General features: G+C 73.5%; 13 protein-coding genes. 5 read left to right on the top strand and 8 right to left on the bottom strand.

Annotated features, from left to right (window positions below):
- Positions 1–68: 68 nt before the first annotated feature.
- Genes ER308_RS07520 through ER308_RS07530 form a run of 3 tightly spaced genes read right to left on the bottom strand, consistent with a single transcriptional unit; the run spans position 69 to position 3942 of the window.
- On the bottom strand, positions 69–2267 hold the full coding sequence (locus tag ER308_RS07520; protein ID WP_205745951.1) for an acetate--CoA ligase family protein: 2199 nt from the start codon (positions 2265–2267) through the stop codon (positions 69–71).
- A complete protein-coding gene (locus tag ER308_RS07525; protein ID WP_131154412.1) occupies positions 2264–3049 on the bottom strand; it encodes an enoyl-CoA hydratase/isomerase family protein in 786 nt (261 codons plus the stop codon). The genes ER308_RS07520 and ER308_RS07525 overlap by 4 nt, the downstream gene beginning before the upstream one ends.
- Positions 3046–3942 carry a MurR/RpiR family transcriptional regulator gene (locus ER308_RS07530; protein ID WP_205745952.1) on the bottom strand — a complete coding sequence of 299 codons (897 nt, stop codon included), beginning with the start codon at positions 3940–3942 and terminating at the stop codon, positions 3046–3048. The genes ER308_RS07525 and ER308_RS07530 overlap by 4 nt, the downstream gene beginning before the upstream one ends.
- A gap of 204 nt (positions 3943–4146) precedes the next feature.
- On the opposite strand from ER308_RS07530, the gene ER308_RS07535 reads away from it, so the two are divergent.
- A complete protein-coding gene (locus ER308_RS07535; RefSeq protein ID WP_131154414.1) occupies positions 4147–5469 on the top strand; it encodes a M18 family aminopeptidase in 1323 nt (440 codons plus the stop codon).
- A gap of 197 nt (positions 5470–5666) precedes the next feature.
- Complete coding sequence (locus tag ER308_RS07540) at positions 5667–6773, top strand: AI-2E family transporter (RefSeq protein ID WP_131154415.1); 1107 nt, start codon at positions 5667–5669, stop codon at positions 6771–6773.
- Here ER308_RS07540 and ER308_RS07545 read toward each other — a convergent pair.
- From ER308_RS07545 to ER308_RS07565, 5 genes are all read right to left on the bottom strand, one after another.
- A complete protein-coding gene (locus ER308_RS07545) occupies positions 6758–7201 on the bottom strand; it encodes a hypothetical protein (RefSeq protein WP_131154416.1) in 444 nt (147 codons plus the stop codon). The two genes, ER308_RS07540 and ER308_RS07545, sit on opposite strands and share 16 nt — an antisense overlap.
- 88 nt (positions 7202–7289) lie before the next feature.
- Entirely contained in the window at positions 7290–7868 is a 579-nt protein-coding gene (locus ER308_RS07550; protein ID WP_131154417.1) for a biotin transporter BioY, read from the bottom strand.
- Positions 7869–8004: 136 nt separating this feature from the next.
- Complete coding sequence (locus ER308_RS07555) at positions 8005–8850, bottom strand: aminotransferase class IV (protein WP_131154418.1); 846 nt, start codon at positions 8848–8850, stop codon at positions 8005–8007.
- 18 nt (positions 8851–8868) lie between these two features.
- Positions 8869–9417 (bottom strand): hypothetical protein, encoded by a 549-nt coding sequence (locus ER308_RS07560; RefSeq protein WP_131154419.1) that lies wholly within the window; start codon positions 9415–9417, stop codon positions 8869–8871.
- A gap of 22 nt (positions 9418–9439) precedes the next feature.
- Complete coding sequence (locus tag ER308_RS07565) at positions 9440–10264, bottom strand: pyridoxamine 5'-phosphate oxidase family protein (protein ID WP_165491891.1); 825 nt, start codon at positions 10262–10264, stop codon at positions 9440–9442.
- A gap of 25 nt (positions 10265–10289) precedes the next feature.
- Here ER308_RS07565 and ER308_RS07570 point away from each other — a divergent pair, with 25 nt between their 5' ends.
- The 3 genes from ER308_RS07570 to ER308_RS07580 all read left to right on the top strand — a co-directional run bounded on the left by ER308_RS07570 (position 10290) and on the right by ER308_RS07580 (position 14162).
- Positions 10290–11162 (top strand): 50S ribosomal protein L11 methyltransferase, encoded by an 873-nt coding sequence (locus ER308_RS07570; protein ID WP_131154421.1) that lies wholly within the window; start codon positions 10290–10292, stop codon positions 11160–11162.
- Positions 11163–11235: 73 nt separating this feature from the next.
- Positions 11236–12483, top strand: a complete 1248-nt coding sequence (locus tag ER308_RS07575; protein ID WP_131154422.1) for a class I SAM-dependent RNA methyltransferase — start codon at positions 11236–11238, stop codon at positions 12481–12483.
- Complete coding sequence (locus tag ER308_RS07580; protein ID WP_131154423.1) at positions 12480–14162, top strand: D-alanyl-D-alanine carboxypeptidase/D-alanyl-D-alanine-endopeptidase; 1683 nt, start codon at positions 12480–12482, stop codon at positions 14160–14162. Before ER308_RS07575 ends, ER308_RS07580 begins: the two co-directional genes overlap by 4 nt.
- Positions 14163–14285: the final 123 nt, after the last annotated feature.

The raw sequence follows: 14285 nt of genomic DNA on the forward strand, positions 1-14285 counted from the left end.
TGCTGCGGTCGTGCGGACGATGCCCTCCCCCGGGTGCTCCGTGGGAAGCGAGAGGTCCTGGCGGCCGTTCACCTCCCTGCGTGTTCCGGGTTCATGGCGATCGATTCGACCCTCCGTCCCGGCGTCGCGAGCCCGATCCGCGTGTCGACGACGACACGCACATCGACCACCGCGAGGCCGTCCGGATGGGCGATGACGGGATTGAGGTCGAGTTCGGCGATCCCGGGCTCGGCTGCCACCAGCCGGGACACGCCGGTCAGCAGCGCGCGCAGCGCCGCGCGATCGACCGGGGCAGCGCCCCGGTGACCGTCGAGCAGCGGGGCGACGGCGAGTTCGGCGAGCATCTCGTCGCACTCGGTCGGGGTGACGGGCACGGCGCGGAAAGCGGTGTCGCGCAGCACCTCCACGGCCGTGCCGCCCGCGCCGACCGCGAGCAGGGGCCCGAAGGACGGATCGGTGGTCACCCCGACGATCAGCTCCACGCCGCGAGGGGCCATGGGCGTGACGAGGACGCCGTCGACGGAGGCGTCCGGCTGGGCCGCGGTCACCGCCCCGACGACCCGCTCGAAGCCGGCCGCGGCATCCTCGGCGTTACCGACGTCCAGGAGCACCCCGCCCGCGTCGGACTTGTGCACGACGTCGGGGGAGACGATCTTCAGCGCTGCCGGGCCACCCAGCGCGGTGACCGCGTCGGCGGCGACGTCCGGATCGGTCGCGAGCGTCCAAGGCCCCACCGGCAGCCCGTGCGCCTCGAGCAGCGCACGCCCCTCGGGCTCGGTCAGCGCGCGGCGTTCGCCGCCAGCGCGATCGGCCCGGTCCGTACGCTCGCCCCGGGACCGGTGGGCGAACCCCGAGCGCATCTCGGCGGTGGCGCGAAAGCGGCCACGTTCCTCGAGTGCCGCCACGCACCGCGCAGCGGTCTCGATCGAGCCGTGCACCGGCACGCCCGAGCCGCGGAGCAGGTCGTGGGCCGGTGGATGCGCGGGCGCGTAAGCGCTCTGCACCACCAACGGCTTACCGGCGTTTGCCGCCATCTCGGCCATGCGTGCCGCGGCCTGCTCCTCGGCCTCGGCGAGCTCGTCGCTGAAGCGGATCCCGTACCCACCCAACAGGCCGACGCAGAGCATCCCGTCGATAGACGGATCGTCGAGGAGCGCCTCGAGGCAGGGCTCGAACACCCGCGGGTCCCGGTCGGTGGCACCGGCGACATCGACGGGGTTCCGGGTGGAGGCCGCGTCCGGCAGGACCTCGGCGAGCCGCTCCCGCGTCGATGCCGTGAGCGCGGGCAACTCGAGACCGTGCGCGGCGAGCGCATCCGCGGCCACGGTGCCGTGACCGCCGCCATCGGTGAGCACGCCCACACGCGGGCTGGGCAGGGCCGGCTGCTGCAGAAGTGTCTCCGCCACCGGCACGAGCTCGTCCGACCGCTCGACGACCACGATCCCGGCCTGCCGCAACACGGCCTCGGCGACCGCGTGGCTGCCGGCGACCGCACCGGTGTGGCTCAGCGCCGAGCGTTGCGCGGCCTCCGAGCGGCCCGCCTTGTAGCACACGATGGGCTTGTGCCCGGCGAGGTTCGCCGCGGACCGGAGCAACGCCCGGCCGTCACGGAACCCCTCGGCGTAGGTGAGCACCGCACCCGTGTCCGGGTCGTCACGCAGGTAGTCGAGCAGCTCGTGGTAGCGCAGGCCCGCCTCGTTGCCGATGCCCACGTACGTGCTGAATCCCAGCGAGGTCTCGTGGGCGACCTCGGTGAACAACGACAAAGCCATGTTCCCGCTCTGACACAGCAGGGCGAGCCGTCCCTGCGGCACGTCGGAGGCGCCGACGAGGTTGAGCCGTGCCGGCAGGTTGAACACCCCGTTGGTGTTGGGGCCGATGAGGCCGATGCCCTCACCGGCGGCGACTCCGCGGATCTCGGCCTCGAGCGCCGCGCCGTCCTCGCCGGTCTCCCCGAACCCCACGGCGATCACGACGGCCGCGCCGACGCCCTTGCGCCCGCACTCGCGGAGCAGCCCGGCCACCGCGGAGGCCGGGGTGACGATCAACGCGAGGTCGACGGAGCCATCGATCGACGTCACCGACGGGTAGGCCGGAAGGCCGAGAACCTCGGTCTCCCGGGGATTCACCGGATAGATCGACCCCGGGAACCCGTCCGACAACAGCGTGCGGATCGCCTGATACCCGCGTTTGAGGGGGTTGGTCGACGCGCCGACGACCGCGACGCTGCGCGGGTCGAGCAGGGCAGCGACGGGATCGGCCATCATCGGCCCTCCCGGTCGCCGCGGTCGTCGGTGAAGGTCTGGACGCCACGCTCCCAGTCGTCGGTGCCCATGCACTCGAGCAGCGACTCCGCCTCGTACGTCAACGCCTCGTCGGGGGTCAGCGCACCGGCGCGGTTCAACGCCTGCTTGGCCAAACGCAACGGGCGAGCCGGTTGATCGGCGAGCTCCCGCGCGACCTCGACGGCCCGCTCCTGCACCCGCTCGCTCGCCACCGCCTCGGTCGCGAGTCCCCATGCCGCAGCCTGGACGCCGGAGACGGGACGTCCGAGGAGCAGGAGCTGCTTCGCGCGGAGGTGCCCGACCAGCAACGGCAGCCGTTGCACGACGCCACCGCCGACGAACGTCCCGAGGCCGATCTCGGGTAGCCGGAACTGCACGTCCTCCGCCGCGATCACGACGTCAGCGCTCCAGGCGATCTCGGCGCCGGCACCGATCGCGTGCCCGTGCACCCCCGCCACTACCGGCTGCGGCATCTGCTGCAGGAACCGGCAGATGCGCTGACCGGCCCACACGTACGCCCGGCGCTCGGCGGGCGTCCGCGTGCGATCCGCGTGCGCCTTGAGATCCGCCCCCGCGCAAAAGGCGCGGCCCTCACCGGTCAACACGATGGCGCGGACGGTGGGATAGCCGGCGACGCCCTCGAGCACCGCCTCGAGGTCCGCGTAGAGCTCCTCGGACACGGCGTTCAGACGGTCCGGGCGGTCGAGACGGACGTGACAGATCCCGTCCTCGACCTCGCTGTGGACGAACACCTCGCGGGTCATCGAGCACCACCAGAGCGGGAGGGACCGTCGTGGTAGACGTCGAAGTCGGCCAAGAGCTTCTCCTCGAGCAGCAGGGCGGACCGGGTGTGGGTGCCCAGTTCGGTCGCCACCGCACTCGCCAGCGCCTGGACCATGCTCGTGAAGGCGGTGACCGAACGCAACAGGGACACACCGGCGACGTCAACGTAGAAGGAGACGTCAGATTGGGGCGTGAGCGGGGACGAGGCGTTGTCCGTGAGAGCGATCGTGGTGGCGCCCGCCGCGCGGGCGACCTCGAGCGCTCGGACGGTGTCGCGTGCGTAGCGGTGGATCGAGATCCCGACGACGACGTCGTCGGGGCCGAAGCGGCGCAGCCCGTCCGGCAGCATCGCCGGCAGGGTCCCGAGCTCGTGGACCTCGTCGCGGACGAGGCGCAGGAGGTACGCCAGCAGCGTCGAGGCCGCGAACGACTTGCGCAGCCCGACGACGCCCACCGCCCTCGAGGTGCTGAGCGCCCGCACCGCCTGCTGCCACGAGTCGGGGTCGACGTTGGCGAACGTGCGGGCGATGTTCGCCTGGTCGTAGGCCACGGTGCGCCCGAGCAGCTCGCCGTCGACCGTCTCGAGGTAGTTGAGCGCGTCGAAGCGTTCGAGGAGCTGCGCCTGTTCGCGCAGCCGTTGTTGGCAGAGCCGAGCCAGCTGTGGGTAGCCGCGCAGGCCGAGGGCGTTGGCGAAGCGCACCACCGTCGACTCGTTCACACCGACTGAGCCAGCGAGCTCGCTCACGGTCTGGAAGGCACAGCCCTCGGGGTCGCTGAGCAGCTGCTGCGCGATCCGCCGTTGGTTCGGCGTGAACTCGTGGAGGCGCTCCCGAAGGAGGGCCTCCAGATCCTTGTAGCTCGTGGGCTCGACCACGGCGTCTTGTCCCCCGCCATCCATGTACTCGGGACTTCTAACCGATCAGCCGCCTCGACGCAACAGATATTGCACGTCTCCGCTAGTAGGACTCCTAAGCCTGCAGCAGTGTCGGGAGCCGGGGCCGGTTCCCCCGGGCGAACTCGTGCGGAACGGCGGCACCTCGGATCCCGAGCGTGCCCGCGCCCCTACACTTGTCGCGCCATGAGCGATCACGAGACCCACATCGACTTCGCGCGCGACCTGCTGGCGTTCGTCGACGCGGGGCCGAGCCCCTTCCACGTGGTGGGCGAGATGGCTCGTCGCCTCGAGGCCGCCGGCTTCACGGAGCTCGACGAGGCCGCGGACTGGTCGCTCCGGGCCGGTGACCGCCGCTACGTGGTACGCGACGGGGGCTCGATCGTCGCGTTCCGGGTGGGTTCGGCCGCGCCGGCCGACGGCGGCTTCCGCCTCGTGGGTGCCCACACCGACTCGCCGGCGCTGAAGCTCCGACCGCATCCGGAGGTGTCCCGCCACGGCTACCGGCTCGCGGGCTGCGAGCCGTACGGGGGGCTCCTCCTGCACACCTGGTTCGACCGGGACCTGACCCTCGCCGGCCGGGTCGCGGTTCGCGCGGGCGATGGCGCCGTGCGTCTGGAACGCGTCCACCTGCCCGGCGCGCCCCTGCGCATCCCCTCGCTGGCGATCCACCTGGACCGCAGCGTGCGCACCGACGGTTTCAAGCCGGACCCGCAGCAGCACGTGGTGCCGGTGCACGGTCCGGACGGCGACGGGTGTGACGCCTTGCTCGACCTCATCGCCGAAGCCGCGGACGTCGCGCGCACCGATCTGCTCGGCTGGGACCTCGTCACCGCGGACACCCAGCCCGCGGCGTTCGGTGACGGCCCGTCGATCCGCGCGCCACGCCTCGACAACCTGGCCTCGTGCCACGCCGGAGTGCAGGCGCTGCTCGAGGCCGAGGTCGGCCCGGCCACTGCCGCCCTCGTCGCCAACGACCACGAGGAGGTCGGCAGCGGTTCCGCCGAGGGCGCGCGCGGCTCGTTCCTGGGCGACGTGCTCGCGAGGATCGTCGCCGCCACCGGCGAGGAGCCCGCGGTGGGCCTGCCGCGCGCGATGAGCAGATCGCTGCTCGTCTCGAGCGACACCGCCCACGCCGTGCACCCGAACTACGCCGACCGACACGAGCCCGAGCACCGGCCGCGCCTCGGCGGCGGACCGGCGATCAAGGATCACGCCGGGCAGGCCTACGCGAGCGACGCGGCCACGGCGAGCCAGTTCGTCGCCGCGTGCGCCGAGGTCGGGGTCACCCCGCAGCGCTTCGCCTCGCGGGCCGACCTGCCGTGCGGCTCCACGATCGGGCCGCTCACCGCGACCCGGCTGGGCCTGCCCACCGTCGACATCGGTGCGCCGATCCTGTCGATGCACTCCGTTCGCGAACAGGCCGACGCCCGCGACATCGTCCCGACCGTGGCCTCCCTGCGCGCGCATCTGTCGGGCGCGGGGCGGATCGAGCGGGGCAAGACGTGAGGCTCGCGGGGCGACTCGCGGGGCGACGCCGCCATGGTGCGGCGCGGGCCCCGACCGAGGTCGGCCCACGCGCGCCAGCCGGCGCCCCACGCCCCACGCCCCACGCGGATCGCTCACCCGACGGCGCCCCGCTCGCCGAGGAGAGACGGGATGCCCCGGACATCGAGGAGCAGGCGCGGACACCCACCGAGTCGGCCATGTCGTCCACGGAGCGCCCGTGGACCAGCTCAGCACTCGTGCGCCTGGGCGCCTACGCCTGGGGGCTACTGGGCATCGTCGGAGCCGCCACGCTCATCGCCCTGGTGCTCGGCCAGCTCGGCGTCGTCACCGTGCCGCTCATCCTCGCGCTGTTCCCCGCCGCCCTGCTGTCCCCGTTGGCCGAGGGACTGAAGCGGTGGCGCGTACCGCCCAGCCTCGCCTCCCTCCTCACGATCGTCCTGTTCGTGGGGGTCGTGGCCGGCGGGGTCACCCTGCTCGCCCCCCAGGTCGCCGCGGAGATCCCCGGCTTGATCGAGGAGGTCGAGGCCGGCATCGGGCAGGTCGAGGACCTCTTCGAGGACGGGCTGCTGGGCTTCGAGCCCACCATCACGCCCGGCGAGGCCCTCGAGCTCGCCCAGGAGCAGGCCGTCGAGTTCCTGCAACAGCAAGGCGTCACGATCGCGACGGCGGTGGCCGAGGGCGTGGCCGGGCTGCTGTTCGGTGCGGTCGGTCTGTTCTTCTACCTCAAGGACGGGCGGCGGATGGCGGTCTGGATCCGCGACCAGTTGCCGACCTCGGCCCGAGCGACGGTCCACGACCTCGGCAACGCCAGCTGGAACACGATCGGGCAATACTTCCGCGGTCAGCTGCTCGTCGCGCTCGTCGACGCCATCTTCATCGGCATCGGCCTCGCGATCCTGGGGGTCCCCCTCGTGCTACCGCTCGCGGTGCTCGTGTTCCTGGGGGGTCTCTTCCCCATCATCGGGGCGGTCGCGTCGGGGGCGGTGGCGGTGCTCGTTGCCCTCGCGAGCCAGGGGGTGGCGATCGCCATCGCGACGTTGGCGCTCGTCGTCGCGGTCCAGCAGCTCGAGAGCAACGTGCTCGCACCGATCGTGCTCGGCCGATCGTTGGCACTGCATCCGCTCGCGATCATCGTCGCGCTGTCAGCCGGCGGCATACTGTTCGGCGTGCTGGGGGCGTTCCTCGCCGTGCCCGTCGCCGCGAGCACCGTCCGCGCGGTGGGGGTGCTGCGGCGCCGCCTCGGCGCACCGTTGGGCACCGATGAAGAGCCAGCCACGGCCGGGACGATTCAGCCGGCCAAGTAGGTGGCGCGCTCCCGCTCGAGACCAGGCAGCAGCTCCTCGAGCCAGTCGACCACGAGATGGGGATCGCCCGCGAGCGTCTCGAGCACCTCGAGCCGGCGTCCCGAGGGCAATGGCGCGTAGCAGGGATGCGCCTCGGCCACCCTGCCCAGCACCGGGCTCGTATCGGGGTACGCGCGCGCGAGCGTGCCCAGCGCGAGCCCGAACACCGCCGCGACCAACACCACGGCATCGGGGCGCCCCCACCATTCGCCGAGCGCCCGGTCGAGCCGCGCGGGCACGGATCGCGCCACGGTCGCGAGCCAGGTGGCGTGCGCGCGGCCGATCCCCGAGCGGGCGATCGCGACGAGGTTGGGGTCACCGGTCGCCTCCGGGTCGCGCAACAGCGCCTCCTCGGAGCCCGGGGGTGACGGCATGGCGGCATCGGTCATGGCCGCCACCACGGTGCCCTTCCCCACCGACGTGCGCCAGCCCGGCGGATGCGCCGGGGCAGGAGGGGCCGAGGCCTTCGGAAAGGAGTCAGCGGTTCGCGAGCCTCCACGCCGCCGGGAGCAGCCCGGCGGCGATGAGCGCCTTCAGCGCATCCCCCACGACGAACACGCCGGCGGCCTGCCAGAGCACGGCGCCGAACGGCTCCCCCGTCACGGTCATCCACCACGGCACCGCGACCGTGTAGATCACCAGCGAACCCGCGGCGAACGCGGCGGCGGTCCCGAGGGGCCGGCGGTCGAAGCCACGCCGCGCCATCGCCCCCACGAGAAGCGAGGCGAGCAGGAATCCGAGGAGATAGCCACCCGTGATGTCGAACAGGGTCCCGAGTCCGTAGCCCCACTGGGTGAACACCGGCAGGCCGGCGACGCCGACCGCCACGTAGAGCAGCATGCCGAGCATCGAGCGCAGCGGCCCGAGCGCCGCTGCCCCGAGCAACACCGCGAGCGTCTGCCCGGTCACCGGGACGGGGCTGAACGGGATCGGCACCCGCACCTGGGCCAGCAGCGCGGTCAGCGCCGCGAGCCCGACGACGAGGGCGGCATCGCGGACGAGCGTGCGCGGCAGGCGGTCGGCGAGCACCGGCTGAGGGACCGAGATGGAGGTCATCGTACGGACTCCGGCAGTCTGAGCGGCGGTATCGGTCGGTCGCCCCCCGCTCTCCGTCCCAGCGGACAGCGGCGCAGCGACACGGGAAGTCATTCTCGCGGATCGAGCGCCGGTCGCGCACCTCCGAGTGACGAGCCTACGGAGGAGCGCCCGCCGCTGGTCGGCGCCCACCCCGACGGGCGGCGTCGAGCGCACCCGAGAGCGCGTCGCGCACCGGCGTCGGACCGTCGAACACGTGCGGCCCGATCCGCCCGATCGAGGCCACGTCGCGCACGGCGGAGCAGATGAGCACCTCGCTCGCATCGGCGAGTGCGGGGACCGGCACCCCGACCACGCGGGTCGGGATCCCGAGGTCGTCGGCGAGCTCCAACAACGTCCGTCGGCTGATCGAGTCGACGATGCCGCGGTCGACGGGTGCGGTGCACAGCGTCCCGCCGCTCACCCAGAGCACGCAGAAGGTGGGTCCCTCGAGCACCGTGCCGTCGGACGCGACGAGGAGCGCGTCGTCGCCGCCGTCCCGGCGGGCGGCCCGGGAGGCGGCCATGTTCGGCCCGTACGACATCGTCTTCGCGCCCGCCGGCTCGTACTCCGCCGGGGGCTGGATCCACGGCGCCGGCTGCGGCATGAGCACCTGTCCGGGCGGGCTCGTCGGCCCCGGCGACAAGGTGAGCACCCGCGTGCCCGAAGCCGTGACGTAGCAGCGCAGCGCCCCGTCGATGGTGAGGCCGTCGAGCAGGCGGTCGCGATCGGCCGTGATCGCGGCCCGGTCGGCTGGCGGCAGCAGCGTCTTCGCGAGCGACGCGTCGAGCCGGTCGAGGTGGTCGTCCCACCGGAACGGGCGGCCGTCCCAGACCCCGACGGTCTCGAAGGCGCCGTCACCACGCGCGACCCCGTCGTCGGTGATCGCGAGGCGGACACCGTCCTCGTCGGCCGGCTCGCCGTCGAGCAGCGCGCGCAACGGCGGCGTCACCGTCATGGCCATGGGGCCCCCTTCGTCGACTCAGGAAGGGTACTGCCCCTCGCCCTCGTGTGGCAGCACGGCCGGGTCCACCGGCTCGAGCTGTTCGAGCAGCGCAACGCCGACCGAGAAGTCCCCGCGCCGCCCCTTGAATTGATCGCCCAGGCGGGCGTGGTCCGCGTGACCCGCGGCATCGGGCGGACGACCGAGCGCCCTCGTGGCGGCGCCAGCCACCAGCTCGGGCGCGAGCTCGTCGCCGAACGTCGGCCAGACCTCCAGGACCTCCCAGATCTCGGTGAGGCGTCGTGCCTCCTCACCGGCGGCAAAGGCCTCGTCGTCGGGGTCACCGACGGCCGCGAGCCCCTGGAGCACCACCTCGAACAGGTCGTGCGGATCGACCCCCCGGGGCATCCGGAACCGGGCCGGTGGATGCAGCCGCCACTCGAGCGTCTCGCCCTGTGGTCCGTGGGGCTCGAGCCACACCTGCCAGCCGCGCACGTACGAGTCCAGCGGCGGGCCGAGGCGTTCGTCGAGCCGTTCGATGAGCGCCGCGTCGACGCGGTAGACGCAGGTCGGGACCTCGGGGCCCATGTGATTCCTCCCAGAAGGGGTCTCAGTCGGGCAACTCGATGCCACCGGGTTGCCGGGAGGGCACGCCGACGGTCTCCGCGGAGAAACCCCGCCACCACGTGACGCGCTGCGGGGTGAGGACACCCTGCGCGAGCTCGCCGTGCAGCGCGCTCCCCGCGACACCGAGCGGGCCGGAGCCGGGTTCGGCGTGGACCGCCACGCAGGCCCGTCGCCCTGTCGCGGCAGCCGCGTCGAGCAGCGGACTGTCGATCGCGATCCCGTGGTCCGTGGCGCTCCACGTCGCCGGCGCGATCGCGAGCCCTCTGTCCTCACCGAGGCCAAGGGCGACACGTCGCTCCCCCGCCAGCGCGCGACGCACATCGGCCGGCACGACGCTCGGCAGCGCCGGCGCGACACCGGCATCGAGGGCTGGCGGGGTCACGAGCTTGGCATCCCCCAGCCGTACGCGCAGGACCACCCGTGCACGTGGTCGCCAGGCCTTCGGCACGCGGGGGAGATCGCGCGCGTAACCGAGCACGCCGGGCAGGTTGCGTGCCCCGAGAGCGGCGAGCGCCCCTCCGATCGCCGGTCCGTGCAGGGCGAGGCCGACGGGATCGTCGAGGCCGAACACCCGTGCCTCCCCTCGGGCCACGACGCCGGGAGCGCCCACCTCGGGAGGCGCCACGTACACCTGGCACTGTGGGCTGCGGCGCAGCAGCGCGGCCTTGGTCGACGATGCGGCCGTCGTGAGCCACAGGTGGGCCCCGTCGGACCAGTACGTCATCGGCGCCAGGACCGGTCCCCGCCGCCCGTTCAGGGCGAGCACGCACCGACTCGACTCACCGAGAGCCTTGCTGGGCACGCGCACCGGCCCTCCTCTCCGCTCTGGCACCATGCGCCGCGTGGTCGATCCCGCCGAGAGCCTGCCGATGCCACCCGCAGCGAGCAACGCCTCCCCCACCACGATGCCTGCGTGGGCACTGCGCACCGACCGTTCCCTGGACGAGCTCGATCCGCACCTGCCCGCGCTCGAGGCCGCGGGGCTCCTCGGGGCGGACGAGGTGGAGGGACGGGCGACCCTCTGGTTCGCCACCCGGCCGAGCCGGGCGCTGCCGATCGAGGGCCGCTGGGAGGAAGTGCCCGCCACGGACTGGAACGCTGCGTGGCGCGCCTCGGTCGAGCCGGTCGAGGCGGTGCGGGTGCGGATCGTGCCGCCGTGGTGGCAGGATCCACCGGGCGTCGGGCATCACGACCTCGTCGAGCTGCGGATCGAGCCGGCACAAGCCTTCGGGACCGGCCATCACGAAACCACGGCCATGTGCCTCGAGGCGTTGCAGTGGGAGCCGCTGGAGAACCTGGCGGTCCTCGATGTCGGCACCGGCACCGGCATCCTCGCCATCGCGGCGCTGCGACTCGGCGCGAGGCATGCCTGCGGCGTCGACACCGATCCCGTGGCGATCGAGGCCGCCCGGGAGAACGCGGACGCGAACCTGGCTGATCCGGCGGCCCTCGTGCTCGCCGTCGGCAGCGTCGACGCGGTGGCCCCCGGGTGGGACCTCGTCCTCGCCAACCTCGACACGCGCGCGCTCGGCCTGAGCGCACCCGCTCTCACGGAGGCCGTGGCACCGCACGGGACGCTGATCGTCAGCGGCGTGAGCACGGAACGGGCCGACGAGGCCCGCGGCGCGCTGGAGCGGACGGGGCTCACCGTGACGCGCACCGAGGGGCGTGAATGGGTGGCCATGCGGGCAACCCACGCGTCGTGACGCCGGCCTCGTCGGGGCAGCGCGGGCGAGCCGTCACGTACCGCCTCCGCTCGGGCGCTAGCATCGTCCTCCGATGACGGCTGCGCGGACGGAGACCATCACCGCCGACGGGATTGCCCACGGGGGGGAGGCAGTCGGGCGTCTGGCGGACGGCAAGGCGTGCTTCGTCGCGCACGCCATTCCCGGTGAGACGGTCGTGGTCGCCGTGGAGGACGAGCGCAAGCGCTTTGCCCGCGGCACCGCGGTGGAGGTGGTGGAACCCTCGCCCCACCGGGTGACACCGCCGTGTCCGCACTTCGGTCCGGGCCGCTGCGGGGGATGCCGGCTGCAGCACATCTCCCCGGCCCACCAGGCGGTCCTGCTCCGACGGATCGTCACCGAGCAGCTGGAGCGCATCGCGCGGCTCGAGGACCCTCCCGTCGCCGAGACCGTGCGGCCACACGGCGGGGACGGCTTGGGCTACCGCAACCGTGCCCGCTTCACGCCGGACGGGTCGGGGCACCTCGGGTTCCATCGCGCGGCGAGCCACGAGGTCGAGCCGGTGGCCACCTGCCCGCTGCTCGAACCCGCGGCCCAAGCCGCTCGCGAGGCGGCCGGCGACACGTGGCAGGGCGTCGACGCGGTGGTCGTGCGCAGCGACGCGGACGGGCACCGGAGCATCGAGGTTCATCCCGGCGACGACCCGCTGCCGCCGCTGACCCCGCATGCCCCCGACACGGCGCTGATCGGCACCGACGGACCGGTGGCGCTGCGCGGCGACCCCCGATTGCGCGAGCAGGTCGGCGAGGTCTCGCTGCGCGTCTCACCGACGGTGTTCTTCCAACCGAGCCGCGCCGGCGCGTCGGCGCTCACCGACCTGGTGCGCACCGAAGCCGCGGTGCGCACGGGCGAGCGAGTCCTCGACGCCTACGCCGGCGTCGGCCTGTTCGGGGCCGCGCTGGCGGCCGACGGGGGGCGGGTGACCGCGGTGGAGGGCGACCCACTGGCCACCGAGGACGCGCTCGTGAACCTCCCGGCGGACGCGGAGGTCATCACCGCTCCGGTCCCCGAGGCGGTCGCCGAGCTCGCACAGGACGGCGAGCGCTTCGGGGTCGTGGTGCTGGATCCGCCCCGCAAGGGCGCGGGCCCGGAGTCCGTCGTCGCGTTGGCGGACCGGTGCGACCGAACGCTCGTCTACGTGTCGTGCGACCCGGCCGCGCTGGCGCGCGACACTCGCGCGCTGATCGATCACGGCTGGCGGCTCGCACGCGCGACGCCGGTCGATCAGTTCACCCACTCCGCGCACGTCGAGATCGTGGCACGGTTCGAGAGGCCGGCATGAGCCGTCCTCGTCCCTGGTTCCGGCAGCGACGGCGCCGCGCACCCGTGCTCGCGGTGGGCCTCCTCCTCGCGACCGCGGTCGCGGTCGCGAGCGTCCTCGCGTTCGCCGCGGGCGGGCAGGCGCCCTCACCCGACACGGCCCCGGACACGGCCGCGCCGTCCTCCGAGTCGCCCATCAGGCCCGGGGGTCCGGCTCCCCGGGACGAGCGCGCCGACCGGGAGCAGATGCTCCGCCCCCACGACTCGGCTGCCCGCGAGACCCCGTTCTATCGGGGGTCCAGCGGGTCCGGCGAACCCGACACCGCCGGGACCACCCCCGAGGAGGAGCCCCGCAGCGAGCCGCGGGACCTGCCGCCCCATCTGGTCGACCACCTCGAGGGGCTGCTGGCAGAGGACGACATCACCGACATCGAGGAGCTGTCGGTGGCGGTTCTCGACCCGGACGGCCACCTCGTCGCCGGCCACGAGCCCGAGCGCGCGGTCGTGCCCGCCTCCACACAGAAGCTCGTGACCTCCGCCGCCGCCCTGCGGGAGCTGGGACCCGAGCACGAGTTCACGACGCGCGCGGTCGCGACCGGACCGATCATCGACGGCACGCTCGAGGGCGACCTGGTGATCGTCGGCGAAGGCGATCCCACCCTCGCCAGCGAGCCCTTCCGCGACGAGGTCCATCCCCAGCGTCCGCACACCCCCATCGAGCCGCTCACCGAGGCGGTCGAGGAGGCGGGTGTGGACACCATCGAAGGGTCCGTGCTGGGCGACCCCTCCTTCTTCGCCGACGAGCCCGAGCCGGGTGGGTGGAGGGAGCGCTACTTCCACTCGCTCGACACCACCCGGTCGAGCGGGCTGACGATCGACGCCGGCCGCGAGCTCGAGGAGCGCGACGGCCGGCTCCTCGGCGCGGCCGCGGAGGATCCCGCCCTCACCACCGCGGAGGTCGTCACCGAACTCCTCGACGACGCCGACATCGACGTCGATGGCGACCCCGGCCGCGCTCCGTCCGAGGACGGGCACACCCACCCGGAGGCCGAGGAGCTCGGCGCGGTTCACAGCCCGCCCCTCGGCGAGCTCCTCGAAGTGGTGATGCAGGAGAGCGACAACCACCTCGCCGACGCCACCTTCCGCACGCTCGGCGCGCACGACGGCAACCCGACCTGGGGGGGCAGTGACGATGCGGTCCGCGAGGCCCTCCGCGACCTCGACCCCTCCTGGGGTGACGCGGTGCTCGCCGACGGCTCGGGGCTCTCGCGCGACGACCGGCTGTCCGCCCTGCTCCTCGCCGAGCTCGACCACGCGGTGACCGCCGAGCACGACGAGTTCTGGCGTGAGACCCACGCCGTCGCGGGTGAGTCCGGCACGCTGCGACGCCGGCTGACCGGCACGGCCGCCGAGGGCAACGTGTTCGCCAAGACGGGAACGCTGCGGGACAGCCGTGCCCTGGCTGGTCACGTGGACAGTCGGGACGGTGACCGCTACCACTTCGCGATCCTGGGCGGCGATCTCGACGGGCCGGGCATCCAGGCGGTCCGACGCTTGCAGGACGATCTGGCGCTGGTGCTGGCCGATCCGCCCGACTGCGAGCCTGCCGACCACCCCGGGACCTGTGACCCGCCGGAGGACGACGAGAGCGACGACGGCGAGAACGACGACGGCGAGAACGACGACGGCGCCGACGGGTGAGCCGTGACGGTGGACCCCCGTCCCCGGCGCGACCGGCCGGGTACGGCCTCACCCCGGGACGTCCACCGCCGAGCGCAGCGTTGCTAAGTAGACGTTAGCATCTATCGTTGAGTGGAGGCAGCG

The sequence above is a fragment of the Egibacter rhizosphaerae genome (assembly GCF_004322855.1).
Classification (GTDB): Bacteria; Actinomycetota; Nitriliruptoria; order Euzebyales; family Egibacteraceae; genus Egibacter; species Egibacter rhizosphaerae.